The 19,484-nt window shown below is 64.3% G+C and carries 18 protein-coding genes; 8 read left to right on the top strand and 10 right to left on the bottom strand.

The features are described from left to right. Nucleotides 1–31: 31 nt before the first annotated feature. The 4 genes from D3D01_RS02035 (at nucleotide 32) to D3D01_RS02020 (ending at nucleotide 3,346) form a co-directional block, all read left to right on the top strand. Nucleotides 32–1,255 carry an HD domain-containing protein gene (locus tag D3D01_RS02035; protein ID WP_121511076.1) on the top strand — a complete coding sequence of 408 codons (1,224 nt, stop codon included), beginning with the start codon at nucleotides 32–34 and terminating at the stop codon, nucleotides 1,253–1,255. A 21-nt stretch (nucleotides 1,256–1,276) separates the two neighbouring features. Then, nucleotides 1,277–2,302, top strand: a complete 1,026-nt coding sequence (locus D3D01_RS02030; protein WP_121511075.1) for an amidohydrolase family protein — start codon at nucleotides 1,277–1,279, stop codon at nucleotides 2,300–2,302. A gap of 33 nt (nucleotides 2,303–2,335) precedes the next feature. Beyond that, complete coding sequence (locus tag D3D01_RS02025) at nucleotides 2,336–2,794, top strand: SHOCT domain-containing protein (RefSeq protein ID WP_121511074.1); 459 nt, start codon at nucleotides 2,336–2,338, stop codon at nucleotides 2,792–2,794. A gap of 72 nt (nucleotides 2,795–2,866) precedes the next feature. Continuing rightward, nucleotides 2,867–3,346 carry a universal stress protein gene (locus D3D01_RS02020; RefSeq protein WP_121511073.1) on the top strand — a complete coding sequence of 160 codons (480 nt, stop codon included), beginning with the start codon at nucleotides 2,867–2,869 and terminating at the stop codon, nucleotides 3,344–3,346. A 20-nt stretch (nucleotides 3,347–3,366) separates the two neighbouring features. On the opposite strand, the gene D3D01_RS02015 is transcribed toward D3D01_RS02020, so the two are convergent. The 4 genes from D3D01_RS02015 to D3D01_RS02000 all read right to left on the bottom strand — a co-directional run bounded on the left by D3D01_RS02015 (nucleotide 3,367) and on the right by D3D01_RS02000 (nucleotide 8,221). After that, on the bottom strand, nucleotides 3,367–4,314 hold the full coding sequence (locus D3D01_RS02015) for a biotin--[acetyl-CoA-carboxylase] ligase (RefSeq protein ID WP_121511072.1): 948 nt from the start codon (nucleotides 4,312–4,314) through the stop codon (nucleotides 3,367–3,369). A gap of 63 nt (nucleotides 4,315–4,377) precedes the next feature. Continuing rightward, on the bottom strand, nucleotides 4,378–6,222 hold the full coding sequence (locus D3D01_RS02010) for an acetyl-CoA carboxylase biotin carboxylase subunit (protein WP_121511071.1): 1,845 nt from the start codon (nucleotides 6,220–6,222) through the stop codon (nucleotides 4,378–4,380). A gap of 140 nt (nucleotides 6,223–6,362) precedes the next feature. Further along, nucleotides 6,363–6,668, bottom strand: coding sequence for an acc operon protein (locus D3D01_RS02005; RefSeq protein WP_101349462.1), 306 nt, complete (start codon nucleotides 6,666–6,668; stop codon nucleotides 6,363–6,365). Nucleotides 6,669–6,670: 2 nt separating this feature from the next. After that, the gene (locus tag D3D01_RS02000; RefSeq protein WP_121511070.1) at nucleotides 6,671–8,221 is read right to left on the bottom strand and encodes an acyl-CoA carboxylase subunit beta; all 1,551 of its coding nucleotides are present in this window, start codon (nucleotides 8,219–8,221) and stop codon (nucleotides 6,671–6,673) included. A 141-nt stretch (nucleotides 8,222–8,362) separates the two neighbouring features. Between D3D01_RS02000 and D3D01_RS01995 the strand changes: the two genes are divergently transcribed. Further along, a complete protein-coding gene (locus tag D3D01_RS01995) occupies nucleotides 8,363–8,986 on the top strand; it encodes a uracil-DNA glycosylase family protein (RefSeq protein ID WP_121511312.1) in 624 nt (207 codons plus the stop codon). A gap of 45 nt (nucleotides 8,987–9,031) precedes the next feature. Here D3D01_RS01995 and D3D01_RS01990 read toward each other — a convergent pair whose 3' ends face one another. Continuing rightward, nucleotides 9,032–9,823, bottom strand: coding sequence for a winged helix-turn-helix domain-containing protein (locus D3D01_RS01990; RefSeq protein WP_121511069.1), 792 nt, complete (start codon nucleotides 9,821–9,823; stop codon nucleotides 9,032–9,034). A gap of 224 nt (nucleotides 9,824–10,047) precedes the next feature. On the opposite strand from D3D01_RS01990, the gene D3D01_RS01985 reads away from it, so the two are divergent. Continuing rightward, a complete protein-coding gene (locus tag D3D01_RS01985; protein ID WP_121511068.1) occupies nucleotides 10,048–11,028 on the top strand; it encodes a DMT family transporter in 981 nt (326 codons plus the stop codon). Between the two features lie 181 nt (nucleotides 11,029–11,209). Here D3D01_RS01985 and D3D01_RS01980 read toward each other — a convergent pair whose 3' ends face one another. The 3 genes from D3D01_RS01980 to D3D01_RS01970 all read right to left on the bottom strand — a co-directional run bounded on the left by D3D01_RS01980 (nucleotide 11,210) and on the right by D3D01_RS01970 (nucleotide 14,493). Beyond that, nucleotides 11,210–12,547 carry a sodium-dependent transporter gene (locus D3D01_RS01980; protein ID WP_101349466.1) on the bottom strand — a complete coding sequence of 446 codons (1,338 nt, stop codon included), beginning with the start codon at nucleotides 12,545–12,547 and terminating at the stop codon, nucleotides 11,210–11,212. A 195-nt stretch (nucleotides 12,548–12,742) separates the two neighbouring features. Beyond that, nucleotides 12,743–13,453: an SDR family oxidoreductase gene (locus D3D01_RS01975; RefSeq protein WP_101349467.1), complete on the bottom strand. Its 711-nt coding sequence runs from the start codon at nucleotides 13,451–13,453 to the stop codon at nucleotides 12,743–12,745. 83 nt (nucleotides 13,454–13,536) lie between these two features. Beyond that, entirely contained in the window at nucleotides 13,537–14,493 is a 957-nt protein-coding gene (locus D3D01_RS01970) for an NADPH:quinone reductase (RefSeq protein WP_101349468.1), read from the bottom strand. Nucleotides 14,494–14,892: 399 nt separating this feature from the next. On the opposite strand from D3D01_RS01970, the gene D3D01_RS01965 reads away from it, so the two are divergent. Next, a complete protein-coding gene (locus tag D3D01_RS01965) occupies nucleotides 14,893–17,094 on the top strand; it encodes a methyl-accepting chemotaxis protein (protein WP_101351406.1) in 2,202 nt (733 codons plus the stop codon). Between the two features lie 2 nt (nucleotides 17,095–17,096). After that, entirely contained in the window at nucleotides 17,097–17,807 is a 711-nt protein-coding gene (gene sop2 / locus D3D01_RS01960) for a sensory rhodopsin II (protein ID WP_121511067.1), read from the top strand. Nucleotides 17,808–17,960: 153 nt separating this feature from the next. Here sop2 and D3D01_RS01955 read toward each other — a convergent pair whose 3' ends face one another. Continuing rightward, entirely contained in the window at nucleotides 17,961–18,293 is a 333-nt protein-coding gene (locus tag D3D01_RS01955) for a hypothetical protein (RefSeq protein ID WP_101349470.1), read from the bottom strand. 137 nt (nucleotides 18,294–18,430) lie between these two features. Continuing rightward, entirely contained in the window at nucleotides 18,431–19,390 is a 960-nt protein-coding gene (locus tag D3D01_RS01950; protein ID WP_004518753.1) for a transcription initiation factor IIB family protein, read from the bottom strand. Nucleotides 19,391–19,484: the final 94 nt, after the last annotated feature.

Below are 19,484 nucleotides of genomic sequence, written 5' to 3'. Positions count from 1 at the left end.
ATTTTGCCGGCCGCCGTCGTAGACTACGGCGATGACCACAATCAAGGACAGCGTCCACGACCACATCGAGGTTCAGGGCGTCGCGGCGGCGCTGCTCGACACGCCGCCGGTCCAGCGGCTCAGACACATCTCACAGCTCGGCACCGTGACGCTCGTCTACCCCTCGGCGAACCACACCAGATTCGAGCACTCGCTGGGGGTCTATCACCTGGCCGACCGGGCGCTGTCCCACCTCGGCATCGAGGGCCAGCAGGCCGAACGGGTCCGCGCCGCGGCCCTGCTCCACGACGTGGGGCACTCGCCGTACAGCCACAACGTCGAGGCGCTCATCCACCGCCGGACGGGCAAGTACCACGACGACGTGGACGAACTCCTCGGCGACGGCCCGGTCGCGCGGGTGCTGTCCGAACACGGGCTCAACCCCGACCGCGTCGCCGGCCTAGTCGCAGGGGAGGGCGAACTGGGCCAGCTCGTCTCCGGCGAACTGGACGTCGACCGGATGGATTATCTGGTCCGTGACGCCCACCACACCGGCGTCCCCTACGGCACTATCGACCACGAGCGGCTGGTCCGGGAACTGAGCTTCGTCGACGGCGAACTCGTCTTGGACGAGGGGAACGTCCAGACGGCCGAATCGCTCCTGCTCGCGCGGGCGCTGATGAACCCGACCGTCTACCAGCACCACGTTGCCCGCATCGCCAAGTCGATGCTGCGCCGCGGAACCGAGGAACTGCTCGCCGCGACCGACACGACCGCTAAGACGCTGCGCCGGTGGGACGACAACGACCTGCTCGTGGCGCTGCGACAGTGCGACGCAACGGCGGCCTACGCCCGGCGGCTGAGCCAGCGGGACCTGTACAAACGCGCCGTCTGGGCGGAGTGGCAGGCCGTGCCCAAGGAGGTTCTGACGGCCGACCACGAGGCGGTCGGCGCGATGGAACGGGCCATCGCCGACGAGGCGAACGTCGACAGCGACGCCGTTATCCTCGATATCCCGCCGGAGCCGTCGATGACCGAGTCGAGCAGCCGCGTCCTCGTCAACGGCGAAGTCCGCCGGCTCGGCGAGCAGTCGACGCTTGTCAACGCCATCCGCGCCGCCCAGCGCGACCAGTGGCGGCTCGGTGTCTACGCGCCAGAGGGGGAAAGCGAGCGGGTCGGCACGGCGGCCATCCGCGAGCTGGGGCTCGACCTCGACGGAGCTAGGGTCCGGGACGTGCGGACCGGTATCCATGCGACCCTCGATGAGTTTAACTGAGAGAACGGGCGAACAGAGAGTGTGATTCTCGAAGGGACGATTCTGACGGGACGGTCGTTCGAGGCCGTCGAGGGCCGCGTCGTCGTCGAGGACGGCGAGATAGCCGCCATCGAGGAGACGGCGGTCGACAGCGACGACATCGTGGTGCCGTCGTTCGTCAACGCCCACACCCACATCGGCGACTCGATTGCGAAGGAGGCCGGCGAGGGGCTCTCGCTCGAAGAACTGGTCGCGCCGCCGGACGGTCTGAAACACCGGCTGCTCCGGGATGCCGACCGGGACGAACTGGTGGCCGCGATGGCGCGGTCGCTGTCGTTCATGCAACAGGCCGGGACCGGCGCGTTCGTCGAGTTCCGCGAGGGCGGCGTCGAAGGCGTCGAGGCCATCCGGGACGCGCTGGCGGACGCGTCCCTAGAGAGCGTGATTCTCGGCCGCGAGACGACCGACGCGATGGAACTGGCTGACGGGTTCGGCGCGAGCGGGGCCAACGACAGCGAGTTCGGGGCGGAGCGCCGCGCCACCCGAGCGGCCGGCAAACTGTTCGGCATCCACGCCGGCGAGGTCGACAGCTCCGATATCAATCCCGCGCTTGACCTTGACCCGGACTTTCTCGTCCACATGGTCCACGCCGAACCGCTGCACCTCCAGCGGGTTGCCGACAGCGAAGTCCCGGTCGTCGTCTGCCCGCGGTCGAACGTCGTCACCGACGTGGGCCGCCCGCCGGTCGAGGAACTGGCCGACCGGACGACGGTCGCGCTCGGGACGGACAACGTCATGCTCAACAGCCCGTCGATGTTCCGCGAGATGGAGTTTACCGCGAAACTGTACGACCTCTCGGCCTGCGAGGTGTTGCGGATGGCGACGGTCAACGGGGCCGAGATCGCGGGCCTCGGCGGCGGACTCGTAAAGCCCGGCCACCCGGCACGCCTGCTCGTGCTCGATGGCGACTCCGACAACCTCTCCGGGGCGCGAAACCCCGTTCGGGCTGTCGTCCGCCGGGCAGGAACGGCTGATGTCCAGCGCGTCGTCCACCCCGGTGCGGAATAATTCTTATTACTGCGGGAATAGTATTTCCGAGCAATGCCCTCCACCACTGACCGCGCCCTGAGCACACCGCTGAAGATACTCCTGTACGGGCTGCTAGGGCTTGTCTCGTTCCTCGTTGTTATCGCAGCTGTGAGGTTTGCGTTCGGGCTGTTCTTCGGTCTCATCGGTCTCGTTCTGGGACTGCTCTCGCTGGCCGCCACCATCGGGGTTCTGGCGGCTATCGGCTATGCTGTATACTGGGCCGCGTCGACCGTCTTCAGTCAGGACGAGGCGACGGCGTCGGCGACTGACGCGTCACGAACGCAGGCCGCACACGCAACAGATGCGGCCAGTGCCAGCGAGATAGACCCCGTCGAGCGGCTCTCAGAGCGCTACGCCAACGGGGAAATATCCGAAGCCGAACTCGAACGACGGCTCGAACAGGCTCTCGACGAGCCGTCGCTGAACGGCTCCGGAGCAACAGAGGCCGAGCGGAACCGAGAGTTGAACTGAGCCAGCGTCTGTTCGGCTGTTGTGTGCTACCTGTTACCAAGCTATATCTGTTCAGCCAGTCAACAGTACAGTATGTACGACAGGATACTGGTGCCAACGGACGGGTCGCCGGGGACACGGGCGGTGCTCACACACGCTGAAACGCTTGCAACAACTCACGACAGCGAGATTCACGCGCTGTACGTCGTTGATACCGGCCGGTTTTCGACGCTCCCGAACGAGCCGACGTGGGAGAGTGTCACCGACTCGCTCCATCGCGAGGGCGAGATGGCGCTGGACATGGTGAAGCGTCTCGTTGCCGACGATTTGACTGTCACACGGGCCACGGCCGAGGGAAGCCCGAGTCGAGAAATCGTCGACTACGCAAGCCAGCACGACTGCGACCTCATCGTAATGGGGACCCACGGACGCGGCGGTATCGACCGCCTGCTACTGGGGAGCGTCGCCGAACGGGTCGTCCGGTCAGCCCACGTCCCCGTTGTCACTGTTCCGGTAGAGACGACGACGCAAGATGTCTCGGAAGACGAGCAGCCTGCCGGCGTCCCACAGTGACGCGTCTTTCGCCGTCGCGCTCACTCCGTAATCGGGCGGAGGTGTTCACAGTCGCCCGCGGAAACGATTTCTGTCCCAGAGTCTGTCTCGATGACGAGCGCACCCGGAAACTGGATGTCTACAGCTTCACCCTCGATGGTGCCACCCGGCGTCTCGACCCGGACCTGTTTGCCCAGCGTCGTGGCGGACTCCCGCCACGCCTCGACGACGTTCGCCGGGTCCTGTCGGAGCGTGTCGAACTCCTCCAGCAGCCGCTGGGTGAACAGCCGTCTGTCGACCGAGTCGCCTCGCTCAGCGAGCAGGCTCGTCGGCTCCGCCTCTGCGGGCAAGTCCGCCGGATCGACGTTCGCGTTGACGCCGATGCCGACGACGACCCACGAGACTCGGTCGGCCTCACCTTCCATCTCGGTGAGGATGCCGACCAGTTTCCGCTCCGCGTCGCCGTGGCGGACCAGCACGTCGTTGGGCCACTTGATGCTTGCCTCGACCCCGGCCTCGCGTGCCGCCCGGGTCACCGCGACAGCGGCCGCGAGCGTGAACACCGGCGCGTGGGCCATCGGCACGTCGGGTCGGAACAGCACCGAGAGCCAGACCCCGCCGCTGGGCGAGTGCCAGTCGCGGTCGAGCCGTCCCCGGCCGCCGGTCTGTTCGTCGGCCAGAACGACGGTGTCTGACGCCCCATCTGCCGCACGGTCACGAGCGCGTGCGTTCGTGCTCGGAATGCTGTCGTGGTACTCGACAGAAAACGGTGCGTCCAGGCCGTACTCGACCGCGCTCGCCCCGAACTCCGGCACCGAATCGAGGGTGTAGCCCGCGTCGCTGCTCCCGATTTCGAACCCCTCCTCGCGGAGGGCTTCAACGTGTTTCCAGACCGCAGAGCGGGAGATGTCCAGTTCGTCGGCGAGGGCCGGCCCCGAGACGGGGCCGTCCGCCAGCGCATCGAGTACCCGATGACGTGTTTCGTTCATAGGTGGGGCTTCGACCGGCCGGAATAAAAGGCGTCTGCAGAGCGCGACGGTCAGTCCACTGGCTCACCCGATCACAAAGAGCAGGTCGCCCATGTCGACTGATTCGCCCTCGCTAACGGCCACGTCGTTGACAGTGCCGCCTCGTTCGGCGACGATGTCGTTTTCCATCTTCATCGCTTCGAGCACACAGAGAACGTCGCCGGCCTCGACCTCGTCGCCCTCCTCGACGTTGACCTCCAGAATTGTCCCCTGCATCTCTGCGGCGACTTCCTGACCCTCGGCGGTAGAGGCACTGCCGCCGCCGCTGTCGGAACTACTGCCGCCCCGTGGCCGCTGTGGCTGATTACCGCCGTCGGCGTCCACGTCGCCGACGTTGATGGGCGGTGCGCCGCGCTCTTCGAGGTCGACTTGGAATCGCTTGCCGTTGACCTCAACGGTGAACTCACGCTCGACGACCTCCTCGTCCTCGTCGCCGTCGGACTCGGTGACGGTGCCCCACTGCTCCTGGGCCTCCTCGATGCGCGAGCGGTCGAGTTGCTCGTCGAGGTACTTCGTGGTGTGGGTGCCGCCGACGAACCGGTCGTCGGTGAGCATCAGGCGGTGGAACGGGATGACGGTCGGAATCCCCTCGATGTCGAAGTCCTTGAGCGCCCGTTTCCCGCGCTCGATGCACTCCGCGCGGTCCCCGCCGTAGGTGATGAGCTTCGCTATCATCGAGTCGTAGTCGGTGACGAGGTCGTCGCCCTGTCGGAGCGCGTCGTCGAGGCGGACGCCGATGCCGCCCGGCGGGTCGTAGGTGTCGAGGCTGCCGCCCGTCGCGGGGGCGAAGTCGTCGGCGGCGTTCTCGGCGTTGATTCGGAACTCCATCGCGTGGCCCTCTATCTCCACGTCGTCCTGTGCGAAGGTTATCTCCTCGTCCATCGCCACCCGCAGTTGCCACTTGACGATGTCGATGTCGGTTATCTCCTCGGTGACGCAGTGCTCGACCTGGATGCGGGTGTTCACTTCGAGGAAGTAGAAGTTCGCGTCCTCGCCGAGCAGTTCGCCGGGCTCGCGGTCGGGGTCTTCCTCGACGAGGAACTCGACGGTCCCGGCGTTGTAGTAGTCGGACTCGCGGACGCCACGGCGGGCGGCGTCACCGATTTTCTCCCGGAGGGCGTCGTTCAGGGCCGGCGACGGTCCCTCTTCGATGACCTTCTGGTGGCGTCGCTGCAGCGAACAGTCACGCTCGCCCAGATGCCGGACGTTGCCGTGGTGGTCGGCGATAATCTGGACCTCGATGTGGCGGGGGTTCTCCAGATAGCGTTCGAGATAGACGGAGTCGTTCGAGAAGTACGCCTCTCCCTCCCGCTTTGCGCTTTCGAGTTGCTCCTCGGCCTCCTCCGGGTCGTGGACGATTTTCATCCCGCGGCCCCCGCCGCCCCCTTCGGCTTTGATGGCGACCGGGAAGCCGTTCTCCTCGCCGAACTCGACGACCTCCTCGGGGTCCTCGACCGGGTCGGTCGTTCCCGGGACGATGGGCACGTCAGCCGACTGCATGATCTTGCGGGCCTTCGTCTTCTCGCCCAGTGCCTCCATCGACTCGCTCTCGGGGCCGACCCAGGTGACGCCGTCCGTTTGCTGAACACGCGCAGCGAAGTCGGCGTTCTCCGCGAGGAAGCCGTACCCGGGGTGGATGGCGTCGGCATCGGCCTGTTTGGCGGCGTCGATAATCGCTTCCTGGTCGAGATAGGAGTCGGCGGCACGGGCCGGGCCGACGTTGTACGCCTCGTCCGCGTACCGGACGTGCCCGGCGTGCTTGTCAGCGTCAGAGTAGACGGCCACTGTGCCGATGCCCAACTCCTCGCATGCGCGCATCACGCGCACCGCTATCTCCCCGCGATTAGCGACGAGCACCTTATCGAACATACGCCCTCATACTGAGAGTCGGCCCATAAAACTATGCGCAGATAGCGGCCAATCTTACATATATAATCATGTTAGTATGGAACATGGCCACAAACCCGCTCAGGGCGTCACCGAATACCTGACAGACGAACTGACCACGATTAGAACCGCTCGGCGCGGCCGGCGGCGCTCCAGGGGTCGGTCGGCGCGTCCGAGCGGACTCGAACGGACCGTTTCTGCGTGGCTTCCACGCGCCCGGAGAACGACCACTGCTTGCCGTCCCAGGAGTCACCGTCGTCTGCCGCTGCAGCCGCCGCGGCCGCTGCCGCCGCGCGCTGGCGGTCGGTGAGGTGTGCGCCGATAGCAACGGCGATCGCAGCCGCCTCGTCCGTCGAAGCGTCGTCGAGTTGTGCGGCGATCTCCGCGACCAGTTCGGCGTCGACCGCCGAGTCAGTGTCTGCCGCCATCGTCACAGTGGGATGTTGCCGTGCTTGCGGTCGGGCTGGTCCTTGCGTTTCCCCCGCAGGAGGTCCAGGTCGTCGATGAGCCGCGGGCGGGTCTCCTGCGGTTCGATGACGTCGTCGACGAAGCCGCGCTCGGCCGCCGTGTAGGGGTTCGCGAAGGCGTCGCGGTACTCGTCGATGAGTTGCTGGCGGCGGGCTTCCACGTCGTCGGCGTCTTCGAGTTCGTCGTCGTAGAGGACGTTCACCGCGCCCTGTGGCCCCATCACGGCGATCTCGGCGGTCGGCCAGGCGTAGTTCATGTCCGCGCCGATGTGCTTCGACGCCATCACGTCGTAGGCCCCGCCGTACGCCTTCCGCGTGATGACGGTCACCAGCGGGACGGTGGCCTCGGAGTAGGCGTACAGGAGCTTCGCGCCGTGGTTGATGATGGCGTTGGTCTCCTGGTCCTTGCCGGGCATGAACCCGGGCACGTCGACGAACGTGAGAATCGGGATGTTGAACGCGTCACAGAAGCGGACGAAGCGCGCGCCCTTCCGCGAGGCGTCGATGTCGAGCGTGCCGGCGTTGACCCGCGGCTGGTTGCCGACGACGCCGACGCTGTGGCCGTCCATGCGGGCGAACCCGATGACGATGTTGCGCGCGAAGTCCTCGGCGACCTCGAAGAAGGAGTCCTCGTCGACGATGCGCCCGACCACGTCCGTCATGTCGTAGGGCTTCTGGGGGGCGTCCGGCACCGCGGTTTTCAGCCCCTCGTCTCGTCGCTCGGGGTCGTCCCAGGGCTCGACGCGGGGCGGGTCCTCGACGTTGTTCTGTGGCAGGAACGAGAGGAGGTAGCGGATGTCGTCCATCGCGTCCTTCTCGTCGGCGGCCGTGAAGTGGGCCACCCCGGACTCGGAGGCGTGGGTCTTCGCGCCGCCGAGTTCGTCGAAGCCGACCTCCTCGCCGGTCACCGTCTCGATGACGTCCGGCCCGGTGATGAACATGTGGCTGGTCTCCTCGACCATGTAGACGAAGTCCGTGATGGAGGGGGAGTACACCGCGCCGCCGGCACACGGCCCCATGATGGCCGAAATCTGCGGGACGACACCGCTGGCCTGCTGATTGCGGTGGAAGATGTCGGCGTAGCCCGCCAGCGAGTCGATGCCCTCCTGAATCCGCGCGCCGGCGGAGTCGTTCAGGCCGATGATGGGCGCGCCTGTCTCGATGGCCTTGTCCATCACCTTACAGACCTTCTGTGCGAAGGCCTCGCCCAGCGAGCCCCCGAAGACGGTGAAGTCGTGGGCGAAGACGTACACCTGTCGACCGTCGACCTTGCCGTAGCCGACGACGACGCCGTCTCCCGGTACTTTCTTGTCGGCCATGTCGAAGTTCGTCGAGCGGTGTTCACGGAGCGAGTCGATTTCCACGAAGGTGTCGTCGTCGAGGAAGTAGTCGATGCGCTCACGCGCGGTGAGTTTCCCGCGGTCGTGTTGGGCCTCGATTCGTTCTTCGCCACCGCCCCGCTTGGCCTCGGCTTTTCGTTCTCGAAGGTCCTCGACACGGTCGTCGTGGCTCACGCCACATCACTTCTCCCGGACCGGAGCATATCCGACTCCTTGCGGGCATCCGAGAAAAGCGTTATCAAACTTAACCATTATTTCCCGTATTCGGTGGCCGAAACCGGCGGAGTTTTGAGCGGCGACCTGCTGCTATCGCGCGTGAAGAACGTCACGGCCCGCCAGCACAACCCCTTCGGCTTCGACGCCCCGTGTGAGCCGTTTGTACCGGGGTACGGCGATGCCAATGCCCACTTCCACGTCATCGGCGACCACCCCGGCGTCCACGGTGGCGAAACGTCCGGCATCCCCTTTACCGACAATCCCGCGGGCGAACGCCTCCAGCGGGCGCTCGTCGAGGCCGGACTGCTCGCCGAAGTCGGCACTCCGCCGACCGTCGAGAAGACGTACCTGTCGTATCTGTACATGTGCGGCGGCGAGCCGCCGACGGACGCTGACTACGAGGCCCAGGAACCGCTGTTCGACACGGAACTTCGGGCTATCACCGCGCACGTGCTCCTGCCCGTCGGCGAGCGCGCCACGCGGCACGTGTTCGCCAACACGACAGCCGAGCCGACCGAATCAATCGACATGGACGCGCTGCACGGGACCGAGGTACTCGGCAGCGGCTGGCTCGTCTACCCCATCAAGGAGCCAGCAGAGTGGACCGATGACGACGAGGATGCCCTCGTCGACGCGCTGACTGCGCTGCTGCAGACCGACTATCGGCGCGAGGCGGACCTCGGCCGGTTCCTGCCGAACGACGACCCGTATCTGGTCCGGTAGCGACTCGACTGATTCTCACACGGCTCTGACGACCAGAAACAGTAGCTACAGCGACCACTCGTCCGAGAGCGGCTCCGCGGACGTCCAGTACGTGTCGAACGTCTCGATCGCCCACTCGCGGACGGCCGGCGCGGTCGTATCGACCGACGCCTGTAGCACGCCGTTGTCGTCCCGCAACAGCAGATGCACAACGTCGTCGGCGATCATCACCGCGAGTGGCACACCGTCGTTTCGTACCCGGACCGACGCGTTCGGTTCGGAACGCAGCGATTCGAACCGACTCCGGAGCCGGTCGTCTGCTGCCAGTGCGTCTATGGCGCTGGGCGAGAACACGCCCGAGAACCGCTGTTCGCCGGCGGTGGCTCGATCCTGAACGACTCGGATCGCCTGGTCATTGAACGCATGGGAGAACGTCCGGACCTCCTCGGCGTCCCGAAGCAGGTCAAGGAGTCGCTGGACCGGCGCGTTCGGGCGCGTCTGGCTCGGGACAGTTATCGTCGCGTCGGCCAGGTGTCGCAGGTCGAAGTCCATCGCATCGGTGGGCAGATATTGGACGATGTCGCGCAGTCGCTGCTCGGTTTCGAGGCTGTCAAGCAGGTCGGTGAATCCGTCAGCGACGATGCGCCCCGTCGCCGTGGCGACGTACTCGCCCCCCGTTCGGCGAATCCACGACCGCTCTTCGAAGTCGGCGATGATACGCCCGAGCGTCGCCTGTGACGCACCGGTTTCGGCCGCTAGGTCCCCGCGCGAGTGAGGCCCTGCTGCCAGAAGCCGTAACACCTCGACCCGATTCGACGAGAGCGCGAGGAACTCGATCTCTTCGAGCGCCGATTCCATACCGCCGCGTTGGGGGTTCCGTGCTAAAGCGCTTTCGTACTATGAAATAATTTCATACCGTGAATATCAGCCACGGGTATTCAGCTGTTTCGCGTCATGTAATATTTTCTAAACGGAACTATACGTCCGGATATCATACTATAGAGTACGATGACTCAGGTCTCTCCCCGTGTTCTCTCTGTCGGCTGTGCAGTTATTTCAGAAAACACATACGAGGTGGTGGCATGATTTCGCGCCGGACGTTCGCCCTCGCTGCCGTTGCCAGTGTCCTGCTTGGCGGGACCTTCGTCGGCGCGAAGGCCGGGCTGTCGTACCTCCCGCCGCTTCTGTTCGTCGCCCTGCGGTTCGATATCGCCGCCGTCGTGCTCCTCGGCTACGTTGTCGTGACGCGGTCCCGGGACGAACTGCTCCCACGGACCCGCGGCGACGTGCTGGGGATTCTCTCGACGGGCCTGTTCGCGCTCGGCCTCGCGAACGCGCTGATATTCGTGGGCCAGCAGTCCGCCACCAGCGCGGTTGCCGCTATCATCTTCAGCCTCAACCCGATACTGACGCCAGTATTCGCCGCTCTCCTGCTCTCCGACGAACGCCTCTCTGCCCGCGGCGGTCTCGGCATGGTTATCGGCCTGCTCGGCGTCGGTCTCGTCGTCAGTCCCGACCCGGCGATGCTCCTGAGCGGGGGCATCGGCAAGCTCATCCTGTTCGCTGGCGCGACCAGTGCGGCGCTGGGGAGCGTTCTCATTCGGTGGTCCGACGGCGGCCTGTCGAGTACGGTCCGGACCGCGTGGGCGCTCCCTGTCGCCGCCGCGCTCTGTCACGCGCTGAGCATCGGTATGGGCGAATCGGCAGCCACGGCGGTCTGGTCGCCGACCGCGATTGCGGCCCTGCTGTACGTCGGCATCTTCGCCGGCGCAATCGCCTACATCGCCTACTTCGGCCTGCTCGATGTCACCGGTGCAATCCAGGCCAACCTCATCTTCTACGTGGTCCCCGTCGTGTCGACGCTCGGCGGGTGGGCCTTGCTTGGCGAGGCGATCACCCCGACCGCAGTGGCGGGTTTCCTGACTATCTTCACTGGGTTCGTGGTGCTCGGCAGCGAGTCGGTCGACATCCACGCACTGCTCTCGGGTACTACCGACGAGGCTGACACTGTGTCGGACAGTCTGGGGATTACGGACGAACCGTGCGGGTTCGAATCGGACTGACATATACTCTGGGTGTCGTATGCCTGCTGGCAACCGCCCAGACGATTCGTGAGAGTCGCACCATCCCGTGAAAAGATGGCTGGCCTTCTGATGGGCTACTGTCACTGCGACGACCACACACTGGGCGGTCACTACAGACCGTCGCGAAGAATGTCTGCGGGAAACCGATGTCGTACGTCGGTTATATCGGCGGGATGATTGCGGGGTCCTCAGCGAGGAGGAGCGTCTGTAGTCCGAGGCCCAGCGTCAGGATGACACCGAGGATGACTACTGTCCGGACCATCCAGAGCCAAGCCGGGCCGAACGCCCGGAGCCCACCCGTCCCCTGTCGGAGCTCGGCAACCGCGTTCGAGGAGAGCACCCAGCCGACGAACACGAGGATAAGCAGCACTGACAGCGGGAGGAACAGCTTGTACGCGAGCGTGTCGAACCAGCCGAACCACGCCAGGTCCCAGGCTGACGGGAATCCGAGCACGAACAGCACGGCCCCGAGCATCGCCGACAGCGACACCCGCGAGTAAGGCGTGTTGTCGACGCCGTAGGAGACTGCAACTTCGAGCAGGCTAATGGCAGAGGAGATTGCGGCGATGAGGACGACACCGAAGAAGACGACACCGAGGAGCCGTCCTCCCGGGAGCTGTGGGAACGCCGATGCCATCGCGACGAAGATAGCTGACGGGCCGCTGGTGTCGGGACTGATGCCGATGGCGAAGAGAATCGGGAACACGACCAGCCCCGCCAGCACACCGACGAGCGTGTTCGTCACGACGATGATTCCACCATCGACCGGGAGACTCTCGTCGTCACCGATGTACGAGGAGTACGTAATCATGGCTGCCATCCCCAGCGAGAGGGTGAAAAACGCCTGACCCACTGCGAACGGAATCAGGTCGCCAGCGTTCGCTGCCAGCGTGGAGAAGTCCGGGGAGAGGAAGTAGCTGTAGCCAGCCCCCGCTCCCTCGAGGGTGGTGACCCAGGCCGCCATCCCGAGCATGAGGAGAACGATGCTGGGGACCATCACCTTCGTCGCCTTCTCGATCCCGTCCTCAACACCCACTGCGACGATGCCGACACAGATGAGCAGGAACAGCGCCTGTCCGACGACGGCTTCCGGGCCACTGGAGATGGCTCCGAAGTACTCTGCGGAGTTTCCGAAGTATGCGCCCGTTGCGCTACCGAGAATATACCGCATGACCCATCCGCCGACGACGTTGTAATACGAGAGAATCCAGAACCCCGTGAAGACGCCCAGGCCACCGACGACCCGCCACTGCTTGAATCCGAGTTCAGCGAACGCGTCGACGGCATTACGGTTCGTTCGCCGTCCGATGATGAACTCTGCTAACATTGCCGGGAAGCCGATGAGCAACACGGCGACGAGGTAGAAAACGAGGAACACTGCGCCACCGTTTGTCGCGGTCTTGAACGGGAACTGCCAGATGTTTCCGAGACCGACTGCGCTACCGATCGCTGCGAGAAGGAACCCGAGCCGTGAGGCCCACGTTTCTCTGTCACTCATTGTGATGCGGCATATTATGTTGGGGTATAAAAACCACCGTGATTCCAGTTCGCGATACGGGCCGATAGTGTCTGGATTGAAACACGCCTTCAGAAACTGCGTGGCAGCAACTTGGCGAGCCGTCTTGTTGATTTTTGACTGTTTTTCGGGTGTGTGACCGTGCGATATGAAGGGCTGGCCCGAACCGATTGCGGGTCAGACCTCGCCGTACACCGGAACCGCTGCGCCGCTCGTCACGGTTGCGGCGTCCGAACAGAGAAACAGTATCACCGCTGCGATGTCTCTCGGGTCGACCCACGACTCGGTGTCGGCGTCGGGCATCATCTCGCGGTTCATCGGGGTATCGATGACGCTCGGCATGACAGCGTTAGCCCGGACGGATCCGAGGTTCTCTTCCGCGATAGTCTCGGTCAGGAGTCGGATGCCGGCCTTCGTCGCCCGGTAGATGCCGTCGCCCTCACCACCCTCAAGTGACGTTCGCGCAGACACGGAGACAATCGCGCCTTCTGTGTCCCGCAGGTGCGGAATCGCGTGTTTCGACGCCAGGAACATCGTCTTGAGGTTCACGTCGAACAGGAAATCGAACGTGTCGAGGTCCGTCTCGTGAATCGGCGTGCCGCCGCGCCAGGTGCCGGCGACGTTCAGCAGGTAGTCGAGCCGTCCGTGTTCGTCGACGACCGCCTCGACCGTCTCGGCCACGTCGGCCTCGTCGCTGAAATCCGCCTGGTAGAAGTCGACGCGCTCGGGTTCGGCCAGCAGGAAGTCCTCGGTGTTCGGTTCGATGATGTCGCTGCCACAGACGGTCGCGCCGGCGTCGAGGAAGGCGTCCGCGACCGCGCTCCCCAGCGCTCCGCCGACGCCCGTGATTAGCGCTACCTCGCCGCCGAAGTCAAAATCGGCTGACATGTATGTGACAACGGCTAGCAGGGAAATAAATCTCCGTCCGCGAGGCACCGGGTCCGGTTTCGCGAGCACCAGCGGCCGCTCGGCTACGGCGTGACGACGAGTTTGCCGAGGAAACTGTCGTTCAGTACGTCGTCGTGGGCGGCCGCCACTTCGTCTAGGTCGTAGCGGCGGGCGACGACCGGCGACAGGTCGCCGTCGGCCATGAGGGTCGCTAGCCGGTCCAGTACCGCGCCGAACTCGGGCGTGTTGAACATCGAGACGTGGTGGACGCTGAGGGCCTTCGCCCGGCAGCGCGGGACGTTCTCGAACGTCGCCGCGAGGTCGGTGTTCCCGATGGCGGCGATGCGAGCGCCCTGTGTGGCCACCTCTGCGTCGAACGCGAGGTAGTCGTCGAGCCGGTGGTCGAGAATCACGTCCGGCGCGCCGGCCTCGACCACGGCGTCGCTGAGGTCGTCACGGCGGTAATCGAACACGTCGTCCGCGCCGAGGTCGGCCAGCCGGTCGTGGTAGTCCGGCGACGCTGTCGTCGTCACCTGCGCTCCGTTCGCCGCGGCCAGTTGGACCGCGACGTGGCCGACGCCGCCGCTCCCGCCGTGAACCAGCGCTCGCTCGGCTGGCTCCAGCGAACAGGCTGCGACGAGGGTCTGCCAGGCGGTGACGCCGACGAGCGCGACGGCTGCGCCCGCCTCGGCGGAGACGCCCTCGGGGAGCCGCGCCAGATGCGACTCGGGGACGGTGGCGTACTCCGCGCAGGTCCCCTGGAGCCAGTTGCCCAGCCCGGTGGCAAACGCCCGGTCGCCCTCGGCGAAGTCAGCCACGCCCTCGCCGGTCGCGGCGACGGTCCCGGCGCAGTCGGAGCCGGGGACCCAGGGCAGTTCGCCGGGTTCGTAATCGCCTGTCCGGAAGTACGTATCGACCGGATTGACCGCCGCCGCCTCGACTTCGAGCAGGACCTCCTCCGGACCCGGTGTGGGTCGTTCGACGTCGTCGACACGGAGTACGTCTGTCGGGCCGTATTCGTGGAATCGTACAGCACGCATTGGCGTATGCGTCTGGTGGTACCGGGAAAACCTTTCCCCACAGCCTGGGTGAGTTCAACTCCGGTTCTCTGCACATCGCGGGCCGGGATGCGACATCGCCGACAGCGAACGGGTCAGGTCGGTGCTCAGTCCGGTAACTGCAGTGTACACTATCCAAACGCCAGATCTTACACCGTTAGCTGTGCCGGGGCGACGGATTACCACAGTTGGCCATGTCGTTTATCAACGGTGAAAATTGCGCACCAACCCTTTATTAGGATGTTTGCATAGCATTGGATGATGGAACCAGATAGGGACTCGCCGCTCCCGAGTTTTATTGCTGGCAGTTACGCTGCCAGACTCGGGCTGGCACTTTCATTTGCGATAATTGTCATTATCGCTGTTGGGGTCCTGACAAGCGTGCAGGCGTCCGCCACTCTCGAGGAAGACGTGGCAGACGACATTACGGCGCTGTCAGAGACGCAAGCCGAACAATTGGACGAATGGTTGACAACATCGCGCCGGAATGTCCGGTCGGTGTCACGACTTCCCGTGTTCACTGACGGAACGGCCACGGAGAAACAGCAACGACTGGAGGAGCTACGGTCCAACGAGGAACTGCCACCCGGTGTCGTTGCAGTGCACTACTTCGACACCGAGACAAACGAGATTCGCGCCAGTTCGAATCAGGACTTCGTCGGGGTCAACGCTGCCGAGCAGGGGGCTCCGTTCGCGACGGACCCGCCACAGTTCAACGACGCCGATGATACCCACGTGACAGAGCCGTTCTCTGTCTCGGTCGTCGACCATCCGATAGTTGCTGTCGTTTCGCCCGTTCCCGGAGACGATGACAGGGCGCTCGTGTATATGATCGACCTCCGAGAGAAGGCCGATCAGATATCGAACCAGCGCGATGGGTCATTTACCACGGTCGTCAACACCGAGGGCGAGTTCGTTTCCCACCCCAACATCTCGATGATCGGGTCGACAGCACCGATTTCACAGATGGAGTCGAACCCGCTGGGGACACTTGAACCCGGCGAGAGCGCCTTCCACGAAACAGACCGTATGTTGATGGGGCTGAACCGCCTCGAATCGAAGGACTGGGTCGTCATGGTCCACTCCGACCCGGAGGTCGCCTACGCGCTGAGCGATCAGATCAACTCCGACCTCATCGCGCTCATACTACTCGCTGTCGTCAACCTCGGGCTCATCGGGGTCACGATCGGTGGAAACACGATTGCGTCGTTACGGCGGCTTTCGGTGAAGGCCGAATCGATGGCCGATGGTGAGCTTGACGTCGACCTCGATACGTCGCGCGAAGACGAGTTCGGAACGCTGTACACGGCCTTCGACAACATGCGGACGAACCTCCGAACGCAGATTTCCGAGGCCGAAACTGCCCGGCAGGAGGCCGAAGAGGCCAAAGAGCAAGCACAGGCGGCCCGCGAGGAAGTCGAATCCGAGCGCAACGAGATGGAGGCGCTGACCGGCCACCTCGAACTCAAGGCCCAGCAGTACAGCGACGCGCTGGAGGCCGCCGCCGATGGCGACCTCACCGCGCGGGTGGACACCGACAGCATGAACGAGGCGATGGCCGAGGTCGGTGAGGATATCAACACCACGCTGGATGCGCTCGAAGACACCATCGCGGACATGAAGGCGTTCGCGGCCAACGTCATCCAGTCTAGCGACCGCGTCAACTCGAACGCGGAACGAGTTGACCAGGCCAGCAAGCAGGTGTCGAAGTCGATAAACGAGATTTTCGAGGGCACGACCGAGCAAAACGAAGGCCTCGAATCGGCGGCTGCCGAGATGCAGAATCTCTCGGCGACCGCACAGCAAGTCGCCTCCTCTGCTCAGCAGGTCGCCGACACGTCCCAGTCGGCCGCAGAGGTCGGCGAGGACGGCCGCGAAGCCGCACAGGAAGCTATCTCGGAGATGAGTGCCATCGAGGACGAGACCGGCGAGACCGTCGCGGAGATCAACGCGCTTGACGAGGAGCTCGACGAGATCGGCGAAATCGTCGGCGTCATCACAAGCATTGTCGAGCAGACGAACATGCTCGCGCTGAACGCCTCCATCGAGGCCGCCCACGCTGACGGAGACGGCGACGGGTTCGCCGTCGTCGCGGACGAGATCAAGGGCCTCGCTGAGGAGACCAAAGAGGCCGCCGCCGACATCGAACAGCGCATCGAGGGCATTCAGGAGCAGGCCGGCGACACCGTCGAGACGATGGAGTCGACCAGTGCCCGGATCACCGAAGGCGTCTCGACGGTCGAGGAGACCGTCGACGCGCTGGAGACCATCGTCGAGTACACCGAGGAGGTCGACACCGGCATTCAGGAGATCGACCGGGCGACCGAGGAGCAGGCCCGGACTGCACAGGACGTGATGGGGACCATCGACGACCTGACGACGATCAGTCAGCAGACGGCGACGGAGGCCGACACCGTGGCCGGTGCCGCACAGGACCAGTCCGCGTCCATCGACGAAGTGTCAGACTCCGCGACAGAGCTCCGACAGCGGGCTGACGACCTCGAATCGCTACTGGACCGCTTTACCGTCGAGAGCTCCGCCGGGACGGGTTCTGATAGCACGGCCGCAGTGGGGGACGACTAACAATGGCAACGATAACGACCTGGTTCACACTGGGACTACTGGGTGAACTGCTCGGGACGGCGGTGCTGGCGTACGGCTACACGCTCGTCCCAGAAGAGACACGGAAGCGGTACCTGCTGTTGATCGCAATCCCGGGTATCGCCATCGTCGCCTACGCGCTGATGGCGCTTGGCTTCGGGTCGATACAGAGTGGTGGCCATACGGTGTACGTGATCCGTTATGTCGACTGGCTATTGACGACGCCGCTCAACGTCTGGTTCCTGGCACTGCTCGCTGGCGCGAGCCGGCAGGACACGGTGAAACTCGTCGTCCTGCAGGCGTTGACTATCGTCTTCGGCTTTGCCGGTGCCATCACTGCGTCGCCAGTGAGCTACCTGCTGTTCGCGGTCGGCGCAGCGCTGTTCGGTGGCGTCATCTACCTGCTCTATGGCAACATCGCGGTGGCTGCGAAGTCGACTCTGTCCGACATCGAGATCAGCCTGTACCGCACGCTCCGGAACTTCGTCGTCGTTCTCTGGCTGGTGTACCCAGTTGTGTGGCTGCTCGGTGCGGCGGGACTGGGGCTAATGGACGTCGAGACTGCGACGCTCGTGATCGTCTACCTTGACGTGGTAACCAAAGTCGGCTTCGGCGTCATTGCCTTGCTGGCGATGATTGATCTCGGCTCAGTCGGTGAGACTGCCGAGGAGCCGACAGCGGTTGCGGGAGACTAGCGAGAGCGACCACTCTGAAAGACACGCACGGAGAACCCGGGAGGCGTGTGCGGTAAACGGCTCCCGAAAATGCGAACGCCGACGGGGTTGTGTGGTCCTCGTTCTGCGAGAGAGTCACTCTACGTCGTTGTAGCGCCTCAGAGTGGGTGCCAGTCAGGATTGCTCCTCACTGACGGTCCCGCTGGTCTCTGTGTCGTCAGTCGCGCCGGCGACCTCGGTCTCGTCTACGGTAGCAAGTGCGTCTGGAAGCCGGTCTTGGATCAGCCAGAACGTCAGCCGGTAGACGCCGTACCCGAGCAGGACGAACAGCACGAGGTCGATAAGATACAACTCGACGAATTCGAGGAGCGAAATATCGCTGAGCGCGAGGTTGCCCGACAGGATGAGAAACTCAAGTGTCGCGAGGACAAACAGCGCGGGTGCAAAGAGGATCACCAGCCCGATGACGAGGAGTGCGATCCGTTTCTGCGAGGGGGAAACAGGCATACCGACAGTTCGCTGCCCAGACAGATAGCTCTACACGTTCCGTGCTACTGTACCGACTGCCTGTGCCGTGCTACAGCTGGCAGTACCGTACGTGAACAGCGGACAGCGAGACCATCGAGTGAACAGAGCGCGGCCAGTCAGTGGATGCCCATCGCTTCGATCTGCTCCTGATACCGGTTCCGGATGGTGACCTCCGTCACCTGGGCCACGTCGGCGACCTCGCGCTGGGTCTTCTTCTCGTTACAGAGCAGCGAGGCGGCGTAGATGGCCGCAGCAGCGTAGCCGGTAGGTGATTTCCCCGAGAGCAGGCCCTGCTCGGCGGTAGTGTCGATGATTTCGTTGGCCTTCGACTGGACCTCCTCTGAGAGTTCCAGCTCGGACGCAAACCGCGGGACGTACTGCTTGGGGTCGACCGGCTCCATCTTCAGTTCGAGCTCCTGGGCAACGTACCGATAGGTCCTCCCGATCTCCTTCTGCTCGACCCGGGAAACGTCCGACACCTCTTCTAAGCTGCGTGGGATGCCTTCCTGACGACAGGCCGCGTACAGGCAGGCGGTGGCGACGCCCTCGATGGAGCGTCCGCGGATGAGGTCCTCGTTGAGCGCGCGCCGGTAGATGACCGAAGCGACCTCCCGAACCGAGCGAGGAACGCCGAGTGCGCTGGCCATTCGGTCGATTTCCGACAGCGCGAACTGCAGGTTCCGCTCGCCGGCGTCTTTGGTCCGGATGCGTTCCTGCCACTTCCGGAGGCGGTGCATCTGGCTCCGCTTCTCCGAGGAGAGCGACCGACCGTAGGCGTCCTTGTCCTTCCAGTCGATCTGTGTGGTCAGCCCCTTATCGTGCATCGTCTGGGTCGTGGGGGCTCCGACGCGTGACTTGGACTGGCGTTCAGAGTGATTGAATGCCCGCCACTCCGGCCCGCGGTCGATGTTCTCGTCTTCGATGACCAGGCCACAGTCCTCGCAGACGAGCTCTCCACCGCCGTCGCTAGATATGGACTCCGACTCACACTCTGGGCAGGTCTGCTGGCCCGTGCTCTCGGACTCCTCCTCGCGTTCCTCCTGTTCAGAATCCCGCTGGCGCGTCGGCCGTTCCATGTGTTCTTTTACGGAGAAAAGCCAATCACGTATAAATGTTTGGGCGGGCTTGATACTTTTGCCTGATTTGGACGCCGATTGCGAATGCTAGGTC

It is taken from the genome of Haloarcula sp. Atlit-7R, from assembly GCF_003666065.1.
GTDB lineage: Archaea > Halobacteriota > Halobacteria > Halobacteriales > Haloarculaceae > Haloarcula > Haloarcula taiwanensis.
Note: the sequence above shows the minus strand (reverse complement) of the source record. Positions and strands in the feature narration are given on the sequence as shown.